Annotated in this window: 18 protein-coding genes and 1 riboswitch; of the genes, 9 read left to right on the top strand and 9 right to left on the bottom strand. The window is 74.8% G+C overall.

Features of this window, described 5'->3' with window-relative positions; all coding sequences use genetic code 11:
- Positions 1 to 49 precede the first annotated feature (49 nt).
- On the bottom strand, positions 50 to 1024 hold the full coding sequence (rsmH, locus tag ACIPLC_RS08960; protein ID WP_400472270.1) for a 16S rRNA (cytosine(1402)-N(4))-methyltransferase RsmH: 975 nt from the start codon (positions 1022 to 1024) through the stop codon (positions 50 to 52).
- Between the two features lie 561 nt (positions 1025 to 1585).
- Between rsmH and ACIPLC_RS08955 the strand changes: the two genes are divergently transcribed.
- From ACIPLC_RS08955 to ACIPLC_RS08940, 4 genes are all read left to right on the top strand, one after another.
- Complete coding sequence (locus tag ACIPLC_RS08955) at positions 1586 to 2128, top strand: beta-class carbonic anhydrase (RefSeq protein WP_400472269.1); 543 nt, start codon at positions 1586 to 1588, stop codon at positions 2126 to 2128.
- 271 nt (positions 2129 to 2399) lie between these two features.
- Positions 2400 to 3446, top strand: coding sequence for an AAA family ATPase (locus ACIPLC_RS08950; protein ID WP_400472268.1), 1047 nt, complete (start codon positions 2400 to 2402; stop codon positions 3444 to 3446).
- 1 nt (position 3447) lies between these two features.
- Positions 3448 to 4770 (top strand): DUF58 domain-containing protein, encoded by a 1323-nt coding sequence (locus tag ACIPLC_RS08945; protein WP_400472267.1) that lies wholly within the window; start codon positions 3448 to 3450, stop codon positions 4768 to 4770.
- Entirely contained in the window at positions 4767 to 7220 is a 2454-nt protein-coding gene (locus ACIPLC_RS08940; RefSeq protein ID WP_400472266.1) for a transglutaminaseTgpA domain-containing protein, read from the top strand. The genes ACIPLC_RS08945 and ACIPLC_RS08940 overlap by 4 nt, the downstream gene beginning before the upstream one ends.
- Positions 7221 to 7342: 122 nt before the next feature.
- On the opposite strand, the gene ACIPLC_RS08935 is transcribed toward ACIPLC_RS08940, so the two are convergent.
- From ACIPLC_RS08935 to ACIPLC_RS08925, 3 genes are all read right to left on the bottom strand, one after another.
- A complete protein-coding gene (locus ACIPLC_RS08935) occupies positions 7343 to 7732 on the bottom strand; it encodes a DUF3040 domain-containing protein (protein ID WP_400472265.1) in 390 nt (129 codons plus the stop codon).
- A 410-nt stretch (positions 7733 to 8142) separates the two neighbouring features.
- On the bottom strand, positions 8143 to 8895 hold the full coding sequence (locus ACIPLC_RS08930) for a methyltransferase domain-containing protein (protein WP_400472264.1): 753 nt from the start codon (positions 8893 to 8895) through the stop codon (positions 8143 to 8145).
- Between the two features lie 96 nt (positions 8896 to 8991).
- Positions 8992 to 9531, bottom strand: coding sequence for an SAV_6107 family HEPN domain-containing protein (locus ACIPLC_RS08925; protein ID WP_400472466.1), 540 nt, complete (start codon positions 9529 to 9531; stop codon positions 8992 to 8994).
- Positions 9532 to 10130: 599 nt separating this feature from the next.
- Here ACIPLC_RS08925 and ACIPLC_RS08920 point away from each other — a divergent pair.
- Both ACIPLC_RS08920 and ACIPLC_RS08915 read left to right on the top strand, forming a co-directional pair.
- Positions 10131 to 10772 carry a DUF4126 domain-containing protein gene (locus tag ACIPLC_RS08920; RefSeq protein ID WP_400472263.1) on the top strand — a complete coding sequence of 214 codons (642 nt, stop codon included), beginning with the start codon at positions 10131 to 10133 and terminating at the stop codon, positions 10770 to 10772.
- 49 nt (positions 10773 to 10821) lie between these two features.
- On the top strand, positions 10822 to 12318 hold the full coding sequence (locus tag ACIPLC_RS08915) for a phytoene desaturase family protein (RefSeq protein WP_400472262.1): 1497 nt from the start codon (positions 10822 to 10824) through the stop codon (positions 12316 to 12318).
- A gap of 6 nt (positions 12319 to 12324) precedes the next feature.
- Here the strand turns inward: ACIPLC_RS08915 and ACIPLC_RS08910 are convergent, their stop codons facing one another.
- Positions 12325 to 13209, bottom strand: a complete 885-nt coding sequence (locus ACIPLC_RS08910) for a hypothetical protein (protein WP_400472261.1) — start codon at positions 13207 to 13209, stop codon at positions 12325 to 12327.
- 116 nt (positions 13210 to 13325) lie between these two features.
- Complete coding sequence (metF, locus tag ACIPLC_RS08905) at positions 13326 to 14246, bottom strand: methylenetetrahydrofolate reductase [NAD(P)H] (protein ID WP_400472260.1); 921 nt, start codon at positions 14244 to 14246, stop codon at positions 13326 to 13328.
- Positions 14247 to 14454: 208 nt separating this feature from the next.
- Between metF and ACIPLC_RS08900 the strand changes: the two genes are divergently transcribed.
- Positions 14455 to 15576, top strand: coding sequence for a polyprenyl synthetase family protein (locus tag ACIPLC_RS08900; protein ID WP_400472259.1), 1122 nt, complete (start codon positions 14455 to 14457; stop codon positions 15574 to 15576).
- 30 nt (positions 15577 to 15606) lie between these two features.
- On the opposite strand, the gene thiE is transcribed toward ACIPLC_RS08900, so the two are convergent.
- The 3 genes from thiE to ACIPLC_RS08885 are packed head-to-tail and all read right to left on the bottom strand — an operon-like array spanning position 15607 to position 17872.
- A complete protein-coding gene (gene thiE, locus ACIPLC_RS08895) occupies positions 15607 to 16257 on the bottom strand; it encodes a thiamine phosphate synthase (RefSeq protein ID WP_400472258.1) in 651 nt (216 codons plus the stop codon).
- Entirely contained in the window at positions 16257 to 16622 is a 366-nt protein-coding gene (locus ACIPLC_RS08890; protein WP_400472257.1) for an Rv2175c family DNA-binding protein, read from the bottom strand. The genes thiE and ACIPLC_RS08890 overlap by 1 nt, the downstream gene beginning before the upstream one ends.
- Positions 16623 to 16663: 41 nt before the next feature.
- Entirely contained in the window at positions 16664 to 17872 is a 1209-nt protein-coding gene (locus ACIPLC_RS08885) for an NAD(P)/FAD-dependent oxidoreductase (RefSeq protein ID WP_400472465.1), read from the bottom strand.
- A gap of 84 nt (positions 17873 to 17956) precedes the next feature.
- A riboswitch (TPP riboswitch) is annotated at positions 17957 to 18069 on the top strand.
- A gap of 3 nt (positions 18070 to 18072) precedes the next feature.
- Here ACIPLC_RS08885 and thiO point away from each other — a divergent pair.
- Both thiO and thiS read left to right on the top strand, forming a co-directional pair.
- On the top strand, positions 18073 to 19248 hold the full coding sequence (gene thiO / locus ACIPLC_RS08880; RefSeq protein WP_400472256.1) for a glycine oxidase ThiO: 1176 nt from the start codon (positions 18073 to 18075) through the stop codon (positions 19246 to 19248).
- A complete protein-coding gene (thiS, locus tag ACIPLC_RS08875) occupies positions 19245 to 19544 on the top strand; it encodes a sulfur carrier protein ThiS (RefSeq protein WP_400472255.1) in 300 nt (99 codons plus the stop codon). The genes thiO and thiS overlap by 4 nt, the downstream gene beginning before the upstream one ends.

Here is a 19544-nt window from a genome sequence, read left to right as displayed (position 1 = left end):
CGGCCCCACCGCTCTCCTCCGCCCTTCGGACCCCGCCGGGGCCAACGTTTCAGCCCCGCTTGCTACGGTCCCTGATCCTCTCCGCCACCCGCAGCCGTACGGGCGCGGCGCGCCGGTTCTCCTCGATCTCCTCCTCCGTGGCCAGCTCGGCACCACGGGTGATCAGCTTGAGCCAGGGCTGGTGCTCCTCCGGGATGAACGGCAGCCCCGGCGGCGCGGTGTTGGTCGCCCCGGCGGCGAAGTACTGCTTCACCAGCCGGTCTTCCAGCGATTGGTAGGACATCACGACCATCCGACCACCGATCGCCAGGGCCTCCAGCGCTCCGGGGATCGCCCGGTCCAGGACCTCCAGCTCGCCGTTGACCTCGATCCGCAGCGCCTGGAACGTCCGCTTGGCCGGGTTCCCGCCGGTCCGGCGGGTCGCCGCCGGAATGGCGTTCCGCACCAACTCGACCAGACGCGCGCTGTTGGTGAACGGTTCCTTCTCCCGCTCGCGCAGGATCACCGAGGCGATCTTCCCGGCGAACCGCTCCTCGCCGTAGACCTTGAGGATCCGGGCCAGGGCACCGTGGCTGTAGGTGTTCAGCACCTCCGCCGCACTGATCCCCCGGGTCTGGTCCATCCGCATGTCCAGCGGCGCGTCCTGCGCGTACGCGAAACCGCGATCGGCCTCGTCCAGCTGCATCGAGGAGACGCCGAGGTCGAACAGGACGCCGTCCACCCGGTCGATGTCCAGGCGCTCCAGCACCTCGGGGATCTCGTCGTAGACGGCGTGCACCAGGGTGGCCCGGTCGCCGAAGGGAGCCAGCCGCTCGCCGGAGAGCTTCAGCGCCTGCGGATCGCGGTCCACCGCGACCAGCCGCACCTCGGGGAACTGGGTGAGCAGCGCCTCGCTGTGCCCGCCGAGGCCGAGGGTGGCGTCCACCACCACCGCCCCGGGGCGCGAGATCGCCGGAGCCAGGGCGTCCATGCACCGCTGCAGCATGACCGGAACGTGCTTGGGGCCCGGATCGTTGGTGGTCATGCGCGGTGGCGCCCTTCCTCAGGTGCGGAGCAGCCCGACGACCGGGAGCTTCGACCATTCTCGCCCACCACTGCACGACGCGACGACGCGGCCCGTGGTCCCCGCCCGCTCCAAGGGGAAGATCGTGACCGCCCGGCGCCGGGGAAGGTGCGCCAGGTGGGCACGGAGCGGGTGGAGGCCACGGGCCGCATCGACCGGGCCACCCGGCCGGAAAGGCCCGGTTGACGGGCTCCGGCGGGTGTGCTCCACTGCGCCGCAACTCTATCGCGCGGGCCCCGCCAGTCAATGGTCCGCTCCGGCGCACCACCCGGGCGGCGGTACGGATCACCGCAGGTCGCAGCCATGGGAGTGGTCCCGCGGAGGTGCCGGCCGGGGGCCTGCGGGAACGGCCGCGCGCCCCACCCGCGCACCCGCCCCGCGGGCGCTCCGGGACCAGCCCGGACAAACCCTCCCGAACACGCGGAGCGGCCGGCCTGTTGTGGCTATGCGCTCGATCACAGCGGCCCGATCTGTAGCTCTCCGCCCCACCGCGGACGCCCGAATCGCACTAACGTCGCCACCATGACAGTGACCCCCGACCGGCCGACGCCGACCGACGCTGCCGACTCCCCGCGACCCGCCATCATCGACCGCTTCGTCACGGCCAACCGCGAGTACGCCGTGACCTTCCGGGACGGCGGCATGGACGCCCGCCCGGTGCAGAAGATCGCCGTGGTGGCCTGCATGGACGCCCGCCTCGACCTGTTCGCCGCGCTCGGCCTCGAACTGGGCGACGCCCACGTCATCCGCAACGCGGGCGGCGTCGTCACCGACGACACCATCCGCTCCCTCACCATCAGTCAGCGCGCCCTCGGCACCCGCTCGATCGCGCTGATCCACCACACCGGCTGCGGCCTGCTCGGGCTGACCGAGGACTTCCGCCGCGAGCTGGAGCTGGAGGTCGGCCAGCGCCCGCAGTGGGCGGTGGAAGCCTTCGTCGACCTCGACGGCGACGTCCGCCAGTCCATGCAGCGGGTCCGCACCTCGCCCTTCCTGCTGCACACCGACGACGTCCGCGGCTTCGTCTTCGACGTCCACACCGGGCTCCTGCGCGAAATCCACTGACCCCGCACCACACCACCGCCCCCCGCACCGCGCACCGCCCGGCCGACGGCGTCCGGGCATCCGGGGCTTTCCCGAGGGTGACTTCTGGTCACCGGGCGGGGGAGAATGCGCCTGCCGGTCAGACCCCGAACCACCTGGGGCGGCCAGGCCGCAGGCCGCTACCCCGGCGCCGGATCCCCGACGGAACCGCCCCCGGAACGGCCGCGTCAAGCATGGGGTGGGGTCCGGCCTCGGGGTGAGGCGGGCACAGGGTGCCAGGGAGCGTATACGGGTGACGAGCTACAGCGATCAGGCCGGTCTCGGTAGTCCTGCGGGGGGCGGCCAGGGGACGGACGGGTACCACCGGATCGGACTCCCCGAGCTCACCGCGGTCGTGGACCGGATCCGCGCCAACATCGAGAGCGTGATCGAGGGCAAGCCGGAGGCCGTCCGGATCGCCCTGACCGTCCTGCTCGCCGAGGGCCACCTGCTGCTGGAGGACGTGCCCGGCGTCGGCAAGACCATGCTGGCCAAGGCACTCGCCCGCTCGGTCGACTGCACCGTCCGCCGCATCCAGTTCACCCCCGACCTGCTGCCCTCGGACGTCACCGGCACCAACATCTACGACCAGCACCAGCGCGACTTCGAGTTCCGCCCGGGCGCGATCTTCGCGCAGATCGTGGTCGGCGACGAGATCAACCGCGCCTCGCCCAAGACCCAGTCCGCGCTGCTGGAGTCGATGGAGGAGCGCCAGGTCACCATCGACGGCACCAGCTACGAGCTGCCCTCGCCGTTCATGGTCGTGGCCACCCAGAACCCGGTCGAGATGGAGGGCACCTACCCCCTGCCGGAGGCCCAGCGGGACCGCTTCATGGCCCGGATCTCGATCGGCTACCCCAGCCCCGAGGCCGAGTTCGCGATGCTCGACGTGCACTCCGGAGCCAGCCCGCTGGAGGACCTCCAGCCGGTGGCGCACGCCGCCGACATCCTCAAGCTGGTCGACCTGGTGCGCGGCGTGCACATCGCCGACCCGGTCCGCCGCTACGCCGTCGACCTGGTCGGCGCCACCCGCACCAGCCACGAGCTGCGCCTGGGCGCCTCGCCGCGCGCCACCCTGCACCTGGTCCGGGCCGCCCGCGCCGCCGCCGCGCTCGACGGGCGCGACTACGTCACCCCGGACGACATCCAGCGCCTGGCCGTGCCCGTCCTCGCGCACCGCCTGATGCCGACCGCCGAGACCCAGCTCAGCCGCCGCACCGCCGAGCAGATCGTGACCGACCTGGTCGCCCGGCTGCCGCTGCCGCGCCCGCAGGGCGGCCCGGCCGTCCGGAGGGGCTGAGGTGGCCCCGTCCGACCCGACGTCAGGACTGCGGGCCGGGCTGCGCGGCCTCACCACCCGGGGGCGCTCCTTCCTCGCCGCCGGCGTCACCGCGGTCGGCTGCGCCTACCTGCTCGACCAGGACGCGCTGCTGCGCGTCGGCGTCCTGCTCGCCGCGCTGCCGCTGGCCGCCGCGCTGGTGGTCGCCAACACCCGGTACCGGGTGGCCAGCGGCCGCCGGCTGAGCCCGCGCCGGGCCGTGGCCGGCCAGGAGGCCCGGGTCCACCTGCGGGTCGACAACGTCTCCCGGGTGCCCACCGGGCTGCTGCTCCTGGAGGACAAGGTCCCGTACGTGCTCGGGCCGCGCCCGCGCTTCGTGCTGGACCGGGTCGAGCCGCGCGGCCACCGCGAGGTCTCCTACCGGGTCCGCTCCGACCTGCGCGGCCGCTACCCGCTCGGGCCGCTCCAGCTCCGGCTGTCCGACCCGTTCGGGATGTGCGAGGTGAACCGTTCCTTCTCCGCCTCCGACGTCCTCACCGTCGTCCCCCAGGTCCAGGCCCTGCCGTACGTGCGGCTGAGCGGCGAGTGGGCCGGCCAGGGCGAGAGCCGTGCCCGCACCCTGGCGCTGGCCGGCGACGACGACGTGATCCTGCGCGAGTACCGGCCCGGCGACGACCTGCGCCGGGTGCACTGGAAGTCCACCGCCCGGTACGGCGAGCTGATGGTGCGCCGCGAGGAGCAGCCGCAGCGGGCCCGGGCGACCGTCCTGCTGGACACCCGGGAGACCGGCCACCGGGGCAGCGGCCCCGCCTCCTCCTTCGAGTGGGCCGTGAGCTGCGCCGCCTCGGTCGCCGTGCACCTGCTGGAGCGCGGCTACCAGACCCACTTGCTCACCGACACCGGCCAGTGGGTGCCCGGCCCCGGCACCGGCGGCGGCAACACCGCGGCCGACGCCTCCGGGCTGATCCTGGACGCGCTCGCGGTGGCCGACCTGTCCGACGGCGGCGGGCTCTCCCGCGCCGAGGAGCCGCTGCGCGCCGGCGGCGAGGGACTGCTGGTCGCCGTCCTCGGCGAACTCGACGAGGCGCAGACCGCCCGGCTGGCCCGGCTGCGCAACCGCACCGGCGGGGCCGTCGCGTTCCTCCTCGACACCGGCACCTGGGCGGGCCTGCGGATGCTCGCCCCCGGCACCGGCGGCGACGAGTTCCGCGACCGGGTCCGGCAGCTGCGCGAGGCCGGCTGGACCGTCCTGCCGGCCCGCTCCGGGGACTCCGTCCCGGACCTCTGGCAGGCCGCCGACGGCACCAGGACGACCTCCCCCTACCGAGAAGAGGCCGGCGCGTGACCACCCGGGCCAAACTGACCGTCTACTCGGCGCTGGCCACCGCCCTCGCGTCGCTCTGCCTGACCCCGCTGCTCACCACCAGGAGCTGGGTCACCCACGCCTTCCTGGTGGTCGCGGTGATCGCGGCGGTCGGCGCGGGCCTGCGGCGGGCCCCGCTGTACCGCTGGACGGTGCCGGTCGGCCAGCTGCTGGTGCTGTTCCTGCTGATCCTGATCGGCTTCGCCGGCTCCGGCTCGCTGCTGGGCGGCGTGGTGCCCGGGCCGTCCTCGCTGCGCGCCCTCGACCAGGTCATCAGCTCCGGTCTGGACGACATCCAGGTGTACGCCATCCCGGCGCCGCCCAACGCCGGCCTGCGGCTGATCCTGGTCGCCTCGGTCGGCCTGGTCGCCGTCATGGTGGACACCGTCGCGGTGACGTACCGGCGCTCCGCGCTGGCCGGGCTGCCGCTGCTGGCGCTGTACTCGGTCGGCAACGGGCTCGCCGGGGACCGCGGCAGTTGGCTCTGGTTCGCCCTGGCGTCGGCCGGCTACCTGGTGCTGCTGTTCGCCGAGGGCCAGGACCGGGTCTCCCGTTGGGGCCGGGTCTTCCACGGCGGCTCGCGCGAGATGACGGGCTCCGGCCGGGTCAGCCTGGGCGGCCAGCAGGTCGGCCTCCTCGCGCTGGTCGCGGCGCTGCTGCTGCCGATCGCCCTGCCGCACTGGGACTCCGGCCTGCTGGGCCCCGGCTCCGGCGGCTCCTCGGGCAAGAACGCCGTCGGGGCGGCCACCAGCCTCGACCCGCTGGTCAGCCTGGAGTCGGCGGTCACCAAGCCCACCGACAACGAACTGCTCAGCTACACCCTGGACAGCGAACTCGCCGACCAGATCTACCTGCGCACCGGGGCGCTGGACCAGTTCGACGGCACCAACTGGCGACTCGGCAGCACCACCGTCAACGACCTCCCGTCCTCCTTCCCCGCCCCCGAGGGCCTGCGGGACGCCAACGTCCCCCGGATCGAGGGCGACTTCCAGATCAGCGACCGGCTGGAGAAGAGCTGGCTGCCGATGCCCTACCCGGCCGCCTCCGTCCAGGTCCCCAACCGGTCCGACTGGAAGCTCGACCCGCTCACCCGCACCGTCCTGCCGACCAACGACCGGGCGATCCGCGGCCTGCGCTACCACGTCAGCGCCCTGGACCTGCGGCCCACCGCGAACGAGCTGCGCACCGCGTCGACCGCGCCGCAGGACATCCGGGAGCACTACACCAGCCTCCCCTCGGACCTCCCGCCGGTCGTCGCGCAGCAGGCCCACGAGGTCACCGCCAAGGCGACGAACGACTACGACCGGGCGATGGCCCTGGTGAACTGGTTCACCGGCCCCCAGTTCCAGTACGACACCGCGGTCAACGGCGGCACCGGCAGCAACGCGATCGCGGTCTTCCTGCGTGACCGCAAGGGCTTCTGCGTCCACTTCGCCTCCACCATGGCGGCGATGGCCCGCACCCTGAAGATCCCGTCCCGGGTGGCCGTCGGCTTCACCCCCGGCGACGCCAAGGGCGGCAACGTCTACTCGGTGACCGGCCGGATGTACCACGCCTGGCCCGAGCTGTACTTCTCGGGCTACGGCTGGCTGCGCTTCGAGCCCACCCCGAGCCGCGGCGTCCAGCCCCGCTACACCGAGCAGTCCACCGCCCCGACCACCGCGCCGACCCAGCAGCCGACGGCCGCCGCGCAGAGCTCGGCGCCGGTCCCGGCGCCGACCAACAGCAAGGACTGCGACGCGAAGCAGCGCCAGCTGGGTGAGTGCGGCGGCAAGAGCCAGGCCGTCAGCAGTGCCGCCGACGACTCCTGGCTGCTGTCCGGGCAGGTCCTGGGCACCGCCGCCGTGGTGGTGCTGGTGATCGCGCTGCTGCTGGTGCCGATGCTCTGGCGGTCGGCGCTGCGCCGGCGCCGGCTCGGCCGCGGCGGACGGCGCGGGCCCGGCGGCGGCCCGACCGAGCTCACCGACACCCAGGTGCTGGCCGCCTGGGACGAGCTGATCGACTCCGCCTGGGACCTCGGAATTCCCCCGGACGAGTCACGCACCCCGCGCTCGGCCGCCCGGCGGATCACCGAGAAGGCTGAGCTGGACGCGGACTCGGCGGCGGCCGCCGGCCGGCTGGCGCTGGCCACCGAACGGGTGCTCTACGCCCCGGCCGGCCAGGTCACCACCGCCCCGCTGCCGGCCGACGTCCGGACCGCCCGGCAGGGCCTGCGGGCCACCGCCAGCCGGGCCGGGCGGACCAGGGCGGTGCTGCTGCCGCCGTCCTCGGCCCAGCTGTGGTGGCGGATCTCCGACGCCCTGCGGGCGGCCCGGACGACGGTCGGCACCGGGATCGGCCGGGTGTCCACCGCCGTCACCGGCCCGGTGCGGCGGGTGTTCTCCCGGCGGAAGCGGAAGCCGGAGTCCGAGCGGGCCCCCGGGGAGTCCTGAGCGGGGCCCGAGCGGGAGCCGTTCCGCGGGCACGGAAACGCCGGGGGCGGGCAGTCGGTCGACTGCCCGCCCCCGGCGTTCGTCCAGCGTGTGCGCGCCCCGGCGGGCGTGCCGTGCGCGGCTCAGAAGCCGCCGGTCTGCTCGTCCCGACGGCGCTGCCAGCGCTGCTCCACCCGGTCCATCATCCCGGCCTTGCGGCGGGGCGCGGCGGCCGGCCGGGGGCCGGAGCCCTGGCCGGCGGGCCCGCGGCGCCAGCCGGTGACGGCGAACACCGCGCACCCGAGCATCACCAGGAAGCCCACGACGCTGACCCAGATCTGGTTGGGGACGACCATGCCGCCCATCAGCAGGCCGATGCCGACCACGAAGCCGGCGATGGCCAGGTACACCCGCCGGCGGGTGTAGGTGCGCAGCCCGGTTCCCTCAAGCGCCGTCGCGAATTTGGGATCTTCGGCATACAGCGCTCGCTCCATCTGGTCGAGCAGTCGCTGCTCGTGCTCCGAGAGCGGCACGGAGTCCTCCTACTCGTCGGTCGCGGGTGCGACCGGTCCGCCACCCCGGTCGGGGAGGCAAAGTCCAATCAGCCTTCGGGGCACACGGTCGGACGCCTGTGCGGGGGGACCCGGCCCGTGTCGTCCATATGCCCCACGTATCCGGCTGTCATGCTTTCCGGCTTTACCCAGATCATACGGTCCGTGGGCCCGTTACGGAGTGGTCTGCGCCGCGTGGGACGGGCCACTTCGACCGGGCACGGCCGCACCCGTCTCAACGCCACGAGGCCCGGACAAGTGCCCGAACGGGTGGAATCGGCCCGGACCTGGGCAGGTTCGGGACCACACGGACGAGGCCGGGGGGCGTCCGGGAGGCGAACCGCCGCCGCACGGCGTGCGAACCGTACGACGGCGGACGGCCTCGCGCCCGTTCAGGCCAGGGTGGCCAGCAGGTGCAGCTGGGTCGCCACGGCGTGGAAGGCGGGCTGCTCGGCGGCGGCCTCCTCCAGCTTCAGCAGCGCCTCCAGCGCGCCCGGCTCGGCGTCCACCAGCACCCCGGGGACCAGGTCGGCGAAGACCCGGACGCCGTGCACCGACTCCACCCGCAGGCCCGCGCCCTCGGCCAGCCGGCCCAGCTCCTCGCCGGTGAAGCGGCGCGGCATCGGGTCCTGCTCGCCCCAGCGGCCGTCGGTCGCGGACAGCACCGTACGGGCCTCGGTGAAGTGGCCGGCCAGCGCGCGGGCCAGCACGGCACCGTTGCGGTTGGCGGCCAGCAGGCTGACCAGGCCGCCCCGGCGCAGGGTGCCGGCCAGGCTGCCGAGCGCCTCCGCCGGGTCGTCCACGACCTCCAGCACGCCGTGGCAGAGCACCGCGTCCACGGTGCCGGGGGCGACCAGCTCGGGCAGCGTCTGGGTGTCGCCCTGGACGGCCCGGACCAGCTCCGTCACCCCGGCCTCGGCGGCCCGGCGCTCCAGCGCGAACAGCGCGTCCGGGCTCGGGTCGACCACGGTGACCCGGTGGCCGAGCTTGGCCACCGGCACGGCGAAGTTGCCGGTGCCGCCGCCGGTGTCGACCACGTCGAGCACCGGCTGGTCCAGCTCGGCCGCCCGCTTCTCCAGGGCCGCCCGCACCACCTCCCACACCACGGCGGTACGCAGGGCACTGCGGGGTCGCGTCGGGTACAAGGTGGGGCTCCTCGGCACATGCAGATGGATCAGGATGCCTCCACCTTAGGGCCTGTCCGGCGACACTCCCTTAGACCGGGCGGGTGGCGGGGCCCGTCACCCCGACGGGTCGTCGCCGTCCAGCGGCACCCGCGGGGCCGGCGGGGCCGGGCACAGGCCGAGCAGGCGCTCGACCAGGCGCAGGAACAGGGCGGAGTTGCGGACCAGGTCGTCGGCGTCACGGGCCGTCGCGGCGCCCCGGATCCCGGCCTCGGCGGCCGCCCGGCGGCGGGCGCCGGCACCGTAGTAGAGCGCCCACTCGGCCAGCTCGGGGGCCACCTCGGGCAGCACCTCCCAGGCGCTCCGGATGGCCTTGCGCCGGCGCGGGCTCTTCTCCGGGCGCCCGCGCACCGCGAGCACGGCCGCCACCGTGCGCAGCGCGGCCAGGTGGGCGGTGGCGTACCGCTCCAGCGGGTCCTCCAGGACGCGGGCCCGGGCGAGCGTGCGGCGGGCGTCGGCGAGCAGGTCGAGGGCGGCCGGCGGGGCGGCGATCCGGCGCAGCACGGGGTGGACGTCCCCGCCGCCCGGGCGCCCGCCCGGGGAGGACGGCAGGTCGGCGGAGTGGAGGCGGGCGGTGACGGGCTCAGGACGGCTGATGGTCATGGTCTCCCCCGGTTCCGAGGCAGCGCGCGGACCGAGTGGTCCGTGCCCCTCCATCGTGAACGGGACCACTGACAACGCGGCCCGGCCCGGGGTGACCGGCGGCGGGCACGGGCCTGTCCCCCCAGGCCCCGCGCCGCCGCCGTACGCTGCCGCTCCGCCGTCCCCCACAGGCGGCGGTGGCGAGCTCCCCCCTCCGGTGGCCGGTCTCCCCCCGGCCCGCTCCGCCGCCCCGTGTCGGCGGTGCAGGGCCCGTGACCGGCTCCCGTGGCGGACCTCCGCCGCCGCCCCGCCGACCCCTCATCTGCCGGCTGGACGGACGGATCCGCCGCCCGGGGCGGGGCGCCCGACGCGCCGCCGACCCGGTGCCACCACTCTTCCGTCCCGGCAGGTCGGCGGGCCATCCGCTGACGTACTCAACCCCGGATCTGAGTACGCGTACTCAGGGCGTGTCTGCGGCCACGCCCGGCCCCCGAGCCCGGGCGTGGCCGGAACCGGCGGGCCGACCCGGCACGTCCGGGTACGGTACGGCGTGGCCGGGACGGCCCGGCCACGGTTGCGAGAAGGAGGGGGAAAGCGATGAGGAGGGGGAAGCCATGACGATCGTGCCGCTGATCTTCACCAGCGGACTCGCCAGCGGCATCAACGCCTACGCGGTGGTGCTGCTGCTCGGACTGCTGGGCCGCTTCGCCGGCGCGGACTCGGTGCCGCCCGCGCTGGAGCGCACCGACGTGCTGGTCGCGGCCGCCGTGCTGTTCCTGCTGGAGGCGGTGGCCGACAAGATCCCGTTCGTCGACAGCCTCTGGGACTCCGTGCACACCGTGATCCGGCCGATCGCGGGCGCCACCGTCGGCGCGCTGATCGCGAGCACCGACCCGGGCTCGCTCGGCGAGGTCGCGGCGGGCGCGATGGGCGGCACCACGGCACTGGTCAGCCACCTGGTCAAGGCCTCGCTGCGGATGGCGGTCAACACCTCGCCCGAACCGGCCAGCAACATCGCGGTCAGCCTGGCGGAGGACCTGTCGGTGGCCGGGCTGGTCTCCCTGGCGATCTTCCACCCCTGGCTGGCCGCCTCGATCGCCGCCGTCCTGCTCGCCGTCGGCCTGCTGCTGGTCTGGTTCGCGGTCAACCGGATCCGCGCCTTCCGGGCCCGCCGCCGCGAACGCCGCGACGCCCGCGACGCCCGGTCCGCCGCCCGCGAGCAGGAGGCGGACCGCCCGTACGCCCCACGGCCCTGAGGACGGAGCCCGCCGGGCCCTGCCAGGTCACGCCCTAGGATCAGGTGCCATGGCACGGATCGTCATCATCGGCGCAGGAATGAGCGGGCTCGCGGCGGCCTCCAGGCTGGCCACCCTCGGACACCGGGTGACGGTCTGCGAGGCCGGCGGCACGTACGGGGGCATGGTCGGCCGGTACGAGCGCGACGGCTTCGCCTTCGACACCGGCCCCGGTCTGCTCACCCTCCCGGCCGTCTACCGCGACCTCGCGCTGAAGACCGGCAAGGAGCCGCTGGAGCAGCTCGTCGACCTCGCCCCGGTGGCGCCGGAGAGCCGGCACCTGTTCCCGGACGGCACCGCAGTCAGCCTGCCCAACGCTTCCCGCGGCGGCGTCAGCCAGGCCCTGGACGCCGCCTTCGGCGCCGGCTCGGGCGCCCGCTGGAGCGCGGTCATGAACCACGGCCGGACGGTCTGGGAGGCCACCCGCCGCCCGCTCCTGGAGGAGCCGCTCCCGGCCGACCGGTCACCGCTGGACACCGATCCCTACCCCGTCCCGCCCCGGCGCGGCCCGCTCGCCCGGCTCGGCCGGCCCCGCCCGTGGACCCTCGCCGACGTCGCCGCCCGCGAACTCGGCGGCCACCCCGGCCTCACCGCGCTGCTGGAGGAGCACGCCCTGCGCTTCGGCCTGCCCCCCGGGTCAGCCCCGGCCGGGGCCACCGTGCTGCCGTACATGGAGCAGTCCTTCGGTGTCTGGTACGTCCGGGGCGGCCTGCGGGCCCTGGCGGACGCCGTGTACCGGCGCTGCGAGCTGCGCAAGGTGGAGTTCCGCTTCGACACCCCGGTCACCGGGGTGCTGGTCGAGGACGGCCGGGCCCGCGGCGTCGACACCCCGGACGGGCGGATCGACGCGGACCTGGTGGTCTCCTCGATGGACACCAGGGCCCTGTTCCATGACGGTCTCGCCCGGTGGCCGGGCCTGGACACCGACCACTGGGAGCCGTTCGAGGTGCCCGGCCGGTTCAGCGTGCTGCTCGCGCTGCGCGGCGCCCGGCCGGACGGCACCCCGCACCGGACGGTGGTGCACGCCGCCGATCCGGCGGCCGAGCAGAACGCCCTGACCCTCTCGGACCCGCCCTGCGGGCGCCCCACCCTGCAGGTGCTGCGCCCCGACGATCCCGCGCTGCGCCCCGACGACGCGCACGAGAGCGTGGTGCTGACCGCGACGGTCCCCGCCCAGGGCGACGTCGACTGGACCGCGCCCGGGTTCGCCGACCGCTACGCGGACCAGTTGCTGGCGCACGCCGACGCCGCCGGTCTGGGCCTGCGCGAGCGGGTGCTGTGGCGGGTCGTGCGCACCCCGGACGACACCCGCCGGGAGACCGGCGCCCTCGGCGGGTCGGTCCCCCGGCCCGCGCTCGCCGGATCCGGCGGTTGGTGGCTCCAGCCGCCCAACGAGTCGCCCGTCCCCGGCCTCTACCTGATCGGCGGCGCGGCCCACCCCGGCGGCGGGCTGGCCCGGGCCGGCATGTCCGCCTGCATCGCCGCCAACCTGATCGGCCCCGCGTAGGGTCCGTCAGCCCTGGGGCCAGGTGTTCTGCTGCTGGTAGCCGTAGGTGTGCTCGTAGGACGGCTGCTGCGGGATGCCCTGGGGCTGCTGGCCGGGGTGCTGGTCGGGGTGCTGCTGGTCCGGGTGCTGCTGGGGGGTCTGCCACTGCTGCTGGGGGTGCTGTTCCCAGCCGGGCTGCTGCTGCGGGTAGGGCTGGTACTGCTCCTGCTGCGGGTAGCCGTTGTACGGGTCGGGCTGCTGCTGCGGGTAGGCCCCGTAGCCCTGGTCGTAGGCGAAGGCGGGCTGCTGCTGGGTCTGCTGCCACTGCTGCTGCTCGTAGGACGGCTGCGGCTGGGCGGTGTCGTAGCCGGACTGGAAGACGTCGGCGTAGGGGTCGTGCGGCTGCTGCTCGTAGTAGGCGGGCGCGTAGACGCCGTCCTGGGCGAGTTCCTGCATCTCGAAGGCGGCGGTCTGCTCGACCTCGGGGACGTCCTCGGCGACCGGGGCGGGGGCGGCGGCCGGGGCCTCCTCGACGGCGCTGACCTCGCCGATCCGCTTCTCGGTGGCCTCGACGGCGGCCACGGCGGCCGCGCCGCCGGTGAGGGCGCCGAGCAGCGGCACCTTGGCGAGCGGGCCGGGCAGGGAGCCGTCGGCCTTGCGCAGCGACCAGCCGGCCCGGTAGCCGCGCTTGACGGAGAGGGTGACGAAGGTCTGGCCGGCCGCGAAGAGGGCGGCGCCGGCGCCGATCACCGGGACGGAGCCGAGCGCCATGCCGGCGGCCACTCCGAGGAAGCCGGCCAGGGCGAGGCCCCGCCAGTGCAGCGGGGCCCGGTTCTGCAGCAGCACCTCGGCGACCAGCCAGAGCGCCACCACCGCCAACGCGACGTACAGCAGCAGGTATCCGATGCCCATCCGCCCGCTACCTCCAGTCGCGTGCCCGCGCTCGCCGCGCGTGTGCGGCGACTGTACCGGTTCAACGGCCGGGGTACCGCATCGCGTTCCCGCTGCTCGCGGGGAGCGGAGAGGACCTACGCGGGGCGCTGGTGCAGGCCGAGGTTCTGGTAGATCTCCAGCGTCGCCGTGGAGTGGTTGAGCGTGATGAAGTGCAGGCCGGGCGCGCCCTCGGCGAGGAGGCGTTCGGCCATCGAGGTGGCGTGTTCCATGCCGATGGCACGCAGCGCCGCCGGGTCGTCGACGGCGGCCCGCAGACGGGCCTCCAGGTCGACGGGGAAGGCGGAGCCGCTCAGCTGGGGGAAGCGTTCCAACTGCTTGGCGTTGGTGACCGGCATGATCTCCGGGATGATCGGCGTCTCGCAGCCGGCGGCGACGACCCGGTCGCGCAGCCGCAGGTAGTCGTCGACCTCGAAGAACATCTGGGTGATCGCGTAGTCGGCGCCGGCCCGGACCTTGCCGACGAAGTGCCGGATGTCGTCGTCCCAGTCGGTGGAGCGCGGGTGCATGTTCGGCGAGGCGGCGACGCCGACGCAGAAGTCGCCGATGCCCTTGATCAGCTCCACCAGCTCGTACGCGTAGGTGACGCCGTCGGGGTGCTTGACCCATTCACCCATGGGGTCGCCGGGCGGGTCGCCGCGGACCGCGAGGACGTTGCGCACGCCCTGGTCGGCGTACTGGCCGATGATGTTGCGCAGTTCGGCGATCGAGTGGTCGACGGCGGTGAGGTGGGCGACCGGGGTCAGCGTGGTCTCGGTGGCGATCCGGCCGACCATGTTGACGGTGCGCTCGCGCGAGGAGCCGCCGGCGCCGTACGTCATGCAGACGAAGCTGGGGTCCAGCGGTTCGAGCCGACGGATGGCGTCCCAGAGTCTCTGCTCGCCGACCTCGGTGCGCGGGGGCATGAACTCGAAGGAGAAGGACCGCTTTCCGGCCGCCAGGAGTTCGCGGACCGTCAGTGCGCGGTCCGGTCTGGTGGAAGCGATGCCGAGTGCCATGTCGGCAGGTTATCGGGCGTTCGAAGGAGCCGGACAACTCGGTACCACGGATTGAGACAAGCGGTGGACGACATTCCATCCGATGGTCCGACGGATTCCGACTGACGTTCGACGCCGGCGCCCGGTCCGCCCGCCCGCCCGTTCGCACATCCGTTCCGTGCCGCCCCGCTACGCTTGCTGCACCCCAGCGAACCAGCGGAGCCTCATCGTGACCTCGTCCAGCAACCGGCCGGCCACCCCCGTACCGGCCAACCCCATAGACGTGGAGGACGTCCGCGCGCGCGTCAACGCCGCCCTCGCCGCGTTCATGGACGGCCAGTCCGCCCTGCTGGGCAAGATCTCCCCGCAGCTCGTGCCGGCCGCCGACGCCCTGCGCGACTTCCTGCTGGACGGCGGCAAGCGGCTGCGCCCGGCCTTCTGCTACTGGGGCTGGCGCGGCGCCGGCGGCCCGGCCGGCGGCGAGGGCATCGCGAACGCGGCGGCCGCGCTGGAACTGCTCCAGGCGAGCGCCCTGGTGCACGACGACCTGATGGACCGCAGCGACACCCGCCGCGGCCTGCCCTCGATCCACCGCCGCTTCGAGGCGCTGCACCGGGCGAGCGGCTGGCGCGGCGACCGCGAGCAGTACGGCGCCTCGGCGGCGGTGCTGCTCGGCGACCTGCTGCTGATCTGGTGCGACGAGCTGTTCCTGCGCTCGGGCCTGGAGCCGGCCGCCGTGCTGGCCGCCAAGCCGGCGTTCGACCTGATGCGCACCGAGGTCATGGTCGGCCAGTACCTGGACGTCCTGGAGCCGGTGGCCGGCGACTCCGCCGACGAGGGCGCGCTGGAGCGGGCGCAGACGGTGCTGCACTACAAGTCGGCGAAGTACACGATCGAGCGGCCGCTGCAGGTCGGCGCGCTGCTGGCCGGGGCCGGCCCGGAGCTGGTGGCGGCGTTCGGGGCCTTCGGGCTGCCGCTGGGCGAGGCCTTCCAGCTGCGGGACGACCTGCTCGGCGTCTTCGGCGATCCCGTGGTCACCGGCAAGCCGGCCGGGGACGACCTGCGCGAGGGCAAGCGCACCCTGCTGGTGGCGCACGCGATGCGGGGCCTGCCGACGGCCGACGCCCGGCACCTGGACGAGCGGCTCGGCGCGCCGGACCTGGTGCCCGAGGAGGTCGCCGGGCTGCGCGACCTGGTGGCCCGCAGCGGCGCGCCCGAGCGGGTGGAGCGCCGGATCGACGAGCTGATGCGGCAGTCCCTGGCCGCGCTGGAGGCGGCGCCGCTCGCCGACGAGCAGGCCCGCACGGTGCTGCTGGCCCTGGCCGAGGCCGCCACCGTCCGCAAGTACTGAGAACGGCGGCGGCCCCGGCCGCGCGGCCGGTCAGGCCGAGCGCACCCGCCGGGAGAGTTCGGCGGCGGCGGCCTGCGGGTCGTCGGCGGCCGTGATGGCACGGACCACCACGATCCGGCGGGCGCCGGCGGCCAGCACCTCGTCGAGGTTGCCGAGGTCGATGCCGCCGATGGCGAACCACGGCCGGTCGGTGCTCTGCTTCGCCGCGTACGAGACCAGGCCGAGGCCCGGCGCCGGGCGGCCCGGCTTGGTCGGGGTCGGCCAGACCGGGCCGGTGCAGAAGTAGTCCACGCCGGGCTCGGCGACCGCCGCGTCCACCTCGGACTCGGCGTGGCAGGACCGGCCGATCAGCACCTCGTCGCCGAGGATCGCCCGGGCGGCCGGCACCGGCAGGTCGTCCTGCCCGAGGTGCAGCACGTCCGGCCGGGCCGCGTGCGCGACGTCGGCCCGGTCGTTGACGGCCAGCAGCTTGCCGTGGCGGCGGCAGGCGTCCGCGAAGACCTCCAGCGCCGCCAGCTCCTGCTTGGCCTCCAGGCCCTTGTCGCGGAGCTGGACGACGTCCACGCCGCCCGCCAGCGCCGCGTCCAGGAACTCGGCGAGGTCGCCCTGCTCCCGGCGGGCGTCGGTGCACAGGTACAGCCGGGCGTCGGCCAGCCGCCGGCGCGGCGTGTCCGCCGCCATCAGATCAGCATCGCCTGGGCGCGGCGCTTGACCTCGGTGCCGCGGTTCTCGCGCAGCGCCTGGATCGGGCTGCCGGGCAGCGACGGGTCCTCGGTGAAGAGCCACTCCAGGATCTCCACGTCGTTGTACCCGCAGTCGCGCAGCACGGTCAGGGTGCCGGACAGGTGCTTGACCAGCCCCTGGCCGTCGATGAACGCCGCAGGGACCTGCAGCGACTTGTTCGGGCCCCGCCGGACGGCGATCAGCCCGCCGCTCTTGACCAGGTCGCGCACCTCGGTGACCCGGACCCCCCACTGCTCCGAGATGTCGGGGAGGTACATCCACTCGGTGACCAGGGCTTCAATCTTGCTTTCGATCTCGCTCACGCCACCAGACTGCCACCTCCGGGGCCCGCCGCGCACCAGACCTACCCCGCGACCGCCGACTTCAGCGGCACCGAGGGGTCCGCCGCGCGGGTCCGGTCCAGCGCGGTGCCGCGCTCGATCAGCCGGCGGCCCTGGGTGAGGTCGCGCGGTCGGTCGACGGCCAGCAGCGCTCTCGGCACCCCGTCGCGCAGCCAGAGCGCCGTCCAGGAGGCGTCCAGCGGGCCGCCGCGCCACAGCAGTTCGTCGCCCTCGGCGTGCCGCCCGGCGTACTGGACCATCCGCCCGAACTGCTCCGACCAGAAGTACGGCACCGGGTCGTACGGCGGTGCGTCCGCGCCGAGGACGGCGGCGGCCACGGCCTCGCCGGACTGCAGCGCGTGGTCCCAGTGCTGGACGACCAGCCGGGCACCGGCGCGGGCGGACGGGTAGCTGACGCAGTCCCCGGCCGCGAAGACGCCGGGCAGGCCGGTGCGCAGCCGCTCGTCCACCAGGACCGCGCCGGCGCCGTCCAGCTCCACGCCGGAACCGGCCAGCCAGCCCGTCGCGGGCCGGGCGCCGACACCGACCACGACCGCGTCGGCGGGCAGGTGCGAGCCGTCCGCCAGCAGCACCGCGCCCTCCTCGACGGCGGCGACGCCGACCCCGCAGCGCAGGTCGACGCCGGCCTCGGCGTACCAGGCGGCCATCGCCGAACCGACCTCGGCCGGCAGCGCGCCGGGGACGGGCGCCGGGCCCGCCTCGACCACCGTCACCTCGCAGCCGGCCGCGCGGGCGGCGGTGGACACCTCGGCGCCGATCCAGCCCGCGCCGACCAGCACCAGCCGCAGGCCGGGCCGCAGCAGGGCGCGCAGCGCCAGCGCGTCGTCCAGGGTGTGCAGCAGGTGCGCGCGCTCGGCGCCGGGCAGGGCGCGCGGGGTGGCGCCGGTGGCGATCACCAGGGCGTCGTACGGGAGGTCGCCGGCGTCGGTGTGCAGCACGCCGGGGGTGAGGCCGGTGGCGCGGCGGCCGGTGAGCAGTTCGATGCCCAGGTGCGGGTAGTCGATGTCCAGGGTGGTGGCGTCGGCCTTGCCGAGCAGCACGTCCTTGGAGAGCGGCGGCCGGTCGTACGGCGCGTGCGGCTCCTCCCCGACCAGCGTGATCCGCCCCCGCCAGCCGCCCTGCCGCAGCTTCAGGGCGCACTGCGCCCCGGCCAGCCCGGCCCCGACGACGACCACCTGATCCGTTCCGCTCAGCTCTGCCACGCCCGTCACTGTACTCACGGGCCCCGGGGGCCCATGAGCCCGTCCACCCTGCGTACGGGCCTTCGGCCGGGCCCGCCCCCGGCGTTATGGTGGGGACACCATCACGGGAGCCCGGCGTACCGGGCTGAGAGGCGGGCTGGCACGGCCCGCGACCGTCCGAACCTGATCCGGGTCATTCCGGCGAAGGGAGAAGAGCAGCCTTGTCACGCTTGCCCGAAGGAACCCGCGCCGACGTGCTGGTGATCGGCGGGGGCATCATCGGCCTCGCCGTCGCCTGGCGCGCCGCACAGCGCGGGCTGAAGAGAATCGTGGTGGTCGATCTCTCCCCCGGCGGCGGGGCGGCCGGGGTCGCGGCCGGGATGCTCGCCCCGGTCACCGAACTGCAGTACGGCGAGGAGCCGCTGCTGCGCCTCGGCATGGCCTCCAACCAGCGGTACGGGGACTTCGCCGCCGAACTCACCGAGGCGAGCGGCGGCCTGGACACCGGGTACCGCCGGTGCGGCACCGTCGCCGTCGCGCTGGACTCCGACGACCGCGAGGAACTGCGCGAGCTGCACGCCTTCCACCAGCGGCTCGGCCTGGACTCGACCTGGCTGACCGGCCGGGAGGCCCGCAGGATGGAGCCGATGCTCGCCCCCGGCGTGCGCGGCGGCCTGCACGTCGCGGACGACCACCAGGTGGATCCGCGCCGGTTGCTGACCGCCCTGGTGGCCGCCTGCGAGCTCGCCGAGGTGGTGATCCACCGCGCCGAGGCCGTCGAGCTGCTGGTCGAGGGCGGCCGCGCGGTCGGTGCCCGGCTCGGCACCGGCGAGACCCTGACCGCCGAGCAGGTGGTGCTCGCGGCCGGCCCGCACAGCCACCGGCTGCCCGGGCTACCGGAGGGCGTGCTGCCGGCCGTCCGCCCGGTGAAGGGGCAGATCCTGCGGCTGCGGATCCCCGAGGCGTACCGGCCGTTCCTGTCCCGCAACGTCCGCGCGGTGGTGCGCGGCCAGCACCTGTACCTAGTGCCCCGGGAGAACGGCGAACTGGTGATCGGCGCGACCACCGAGGAGCAGGGCTACGACACCACGGTCACCGCCGGCGGGGTGTACGAACTGCTGCGCGACGCCCACGAGTTGGTGCCGGGCATCACCGAACTCCCGCTGCTGGAGACCTCCGCCGGGCTGCGGCCCGGCTCGCCGGACAACGCCCCGCTGCTGGGCCCGACCGCGCTGCCCGGGCTGGTCGCCGCCACCGGCCACTACCGCAACGGCGTGCTGCTCACCCCGGTGACCGCCGACCTGCTCGCCGAGTACCTGGCGACCGGCGAACTCCCCGAGCTTGCACAGCCGTTCACACCCACCCGGTTCTTCCCCGACCGCTCCACCACGAAGGCCTCCGCATGACCGAGATCGCACCACCCCAGACCACACCGCCCCAGACCACACCGGCCAAGACCACACCGGCCAAGACCACACCGGCCGAGATCGAACCGGCCGAGATCGCACTGACCGTCAACGGCGAGCCCCGCCGGGTGTCCGCCACGACCACCCTCGCGGAGGTGGTGGCCACCCTCAGCGCCGCCCACAGCGGCGTCGCCGCCGCCCTCAACGAGGCTGTGGTGCCCCGCAGTTCGTGGCCGGCCACGGAGCTGTCGGCAGGCGACCGGATCGAGATCCTCACCGCCGTCCAGGGAGGCTGA

The organism is Kitasatospora sp. NPDC086801, assembly GCF_044745805.1.
In the GTDB taxonomy this organism is placed as follows: domain Bacteria; phylum Actinomycetota; class Actinomycetes; order Streptomycetales; family Streptomycetaceae; genus Kitasatospora.
Note: the sequence above shows the minus strand (reverse complement) of the source record. Positions and strands in the feature narration are given on the sequence as shown.